This is a genomic window from Burkholderia sp. 3C, assembly GCF_054589155.1.
Genome location: NZ_BAAILN010000086.1, coordinates 14,722 through 17,045, shown reverse-complemented (window position 1 = coordinate 17,045; position 2,324 = coordinate 14,722). Strand labels below are relative to the sequence as shown.

The following is a 2,324-nucleotide window of genomic DNA, read 5'->3' as shown; positions in this document are numbered from 1 at the left end:
TCGCCCGAGAAGGGTTTCATGTGCTGGTCGCGGGGCGCACCCCAGAGAAGATCGAGCGCGTGGCCAGCAGCCTCGGCGCGGGCAACGGCACGGCGATTCAGGTGGACGCCACCCGCGAGGACGACGTCCTGCGCCTGTTCCGCGCCGCCGCCGAACCGGGCGCGGGGCGCGCGCCGGCCAGCGTGGTGGTGTTCAACGCCGGCAACAACCGGCATATCCCGTTGCAGGAGGTGTCGGCCGAGCAGTTCGAGGATTTCTGGCGCGTCGGCTGCTTCGCCGGGTTCCTGGTCGGCCGCGAGGCGGTCAAGCTGCTGTTGCCGCAGGGCGCCGGCACGATCCTGTTTACCGGCGCGTCGGCCAGCCTGCGCGGCCGTCCCGGCTTCGCGCACTTCTCGGCGGCGAAGGCCGGCCTGCGCATGCTGAGTCAGAGCATGGCGCGCGAATTCGGGCCGCAGGGCCTGCATGTCGCCCATGTGGTGATCGACGGCGGCATCAACGGCAGCCGGCTGAAAAGCTTGCGGCCCGGCGTCGTCGAGGAACGCGGCGAGGAAGGCCTGCTGAACATCGACGCGATCGCCGACACCTACTGGCATCTGCACCAGCAGCATCCGAGCGCGTGGACGCAGGAAATCGATCTGCGCCCGTTCAAGGAAGCGTTCTAAGCGGTCGGGCGAGCGGGCCGCGCGAGGGTTCGGGTCGGGCCAGTCGAAGCGCGCGGATTCGGCCCTTGCTGAGTTGAAGCACGCGGCATTGGCCCTTGCCGAGTCGAAGCACGCGGCATCGGCCCTTGCTGAGTCGCAGCGCGCGGTGTCGCCCTTCGCCGAATCGAAGCACGCCGCATTCGCCCTTGCCGAATCGAACTACGCGAATTCAGCACCGACCAGCAGGCCAGCGCGATCGGTGCCCCGCTGGCCAGCCTCGCGCTGGCCGAGCGGGCCGAACACTGGCCGCTAATGCGCCGCCCTGCCGTGCCGCCGGCCACACCCTATCCGCCCGGCTCGACTCGCTCGCCGCCACCTCAAACCCGAACCCGCTCCGGCTCACGCTCGCCGCGCAGCACCGCGGCCATCTTCTCGCGGTCGAGTTCCTTCTCCCAGGCCGACACCACCACCACCGCCACCGCGTTGCCGATCATGTTGACGAGCGATCGACACTCGGCCATGAAGCGGTCGATGCCCAGAATCAGCACCATCGCCGCCACCGGCACCGTGGGCACCACGGCCAGGCTCGCCGCCAGCGCGACGAAGCCCGCGCCCACCACCGCGCTCGATCCTTTCGACGTCAGCATCGTGACGGCCAGCAGCGTCAGCTCCTGCCCCGCCGTCAGATGGATGTTGGTGGCCTGCGCGAGAAACAGCACGGCCAGCGTCATGTAGATGTTCGCGCCGTCGAGGTTGAACGAATAGCCGGTGGGCACCACCAGCCCCACCACCGCCTTCGAGCAGCCGAGCCGCTCCAGCTTCTCCATCAACTGCGGCAGCACCGCCTCCGACGTGCTGGTGCCGAGCACGATCAGCAGCTCTTCCTTCAGATAGGCCAGCAGCCGGAACAGGTTGAACCCCGCCAGCCGCGCCACCGCGCCGAGCACCACCGCGACGAACACGAACGCCGTCACGTAGAACACCGCGATCAGCTTGAACAGCGGAATCAGCGAGGCGATGCCGTAGGTGCCGACGGTAAACGCGATCGCGCCGAACGCGCCGGCCGGCGCGAGCCGCGTGATGATCTTCACCAGCGAGAAGAACACCGCCGAGCAGCGCTCGACCGCCAGGCTCACGCCGCTGGCCCGCTCCCCGGCGGCCGACACCGCCAGCCCGAACATCACCGAAACGAACAGAATCGGCAGCGTGTCGCCCTTGGCGAACGCGTCGAAGAACGAATTGGGCACGATGCCGAGCAGGAAGCCGGCAATGCCGTCGAGATGCTCGGAGCGGCTGACGAAGCCCGCGATGGCGCGCGAATCGAGCGACGCGACCGACACGTTGAAGCCGTCGCCCGGATGCAGCAGATGGCCGAACAGCAGGCCGATCACCAGCGCGAGCGACGACACCACCTCGAAATAGATCAGCGCCTTGCCGCCGACCCGGCCGACCTTCTTGAGATCGCCCATGCTGGTGATGCCCGTGACGACGGTGCAGAAGATCACCGGGCCGATCACCATGCGGATCAGCTTGATGAACACGTCGCCGAGCGGCTTCATCGCGGTGGCGTGCTGCGGATACCAATGGCCCAGCACAATGCCCGCGGCAATCGCGATCAGGACCTGGACGTAAAGAATCTTGTAGAAAGGCTGTCTCATCATGTCGTTCTCGGCCGCCCGGTTC

Annotated in this window: 2 protein-coding genes; one reads left to right on the top strand and one right to left on the bottom strand. The window is 67.8% G+C overall.

Features of this window, described 5'->3' with window-relative positions; genetic code table 11:
• On the top strand, positions 1-662 hold a 662-nt coding region (locus ACYP33_RS15090; RefSeq protein WP_459622668.1), incomplete at its 5' end, for an SDR family NAD(P)-dependent oxidoreductase.
• Between the two features lie 356 nt (positions 663-1,018).
• On the opposite strand, the gene dctA is transcribed toward ACYP33_RS15090, so the two are convergent.
• Complete coding sequence (gene dctA, locus ACYP33_RS15085) at positions 1,019-2,299, bottom strand: C4-dicarboxylate transporter DctA (protein ID WP_459622681.1); 1,281 nt, start codon at positions 2,297-2,299, stop codon at positions 1,019-1,021.
• Positions 2,300-2,324 lie beyond the last annotated feature (25 nt).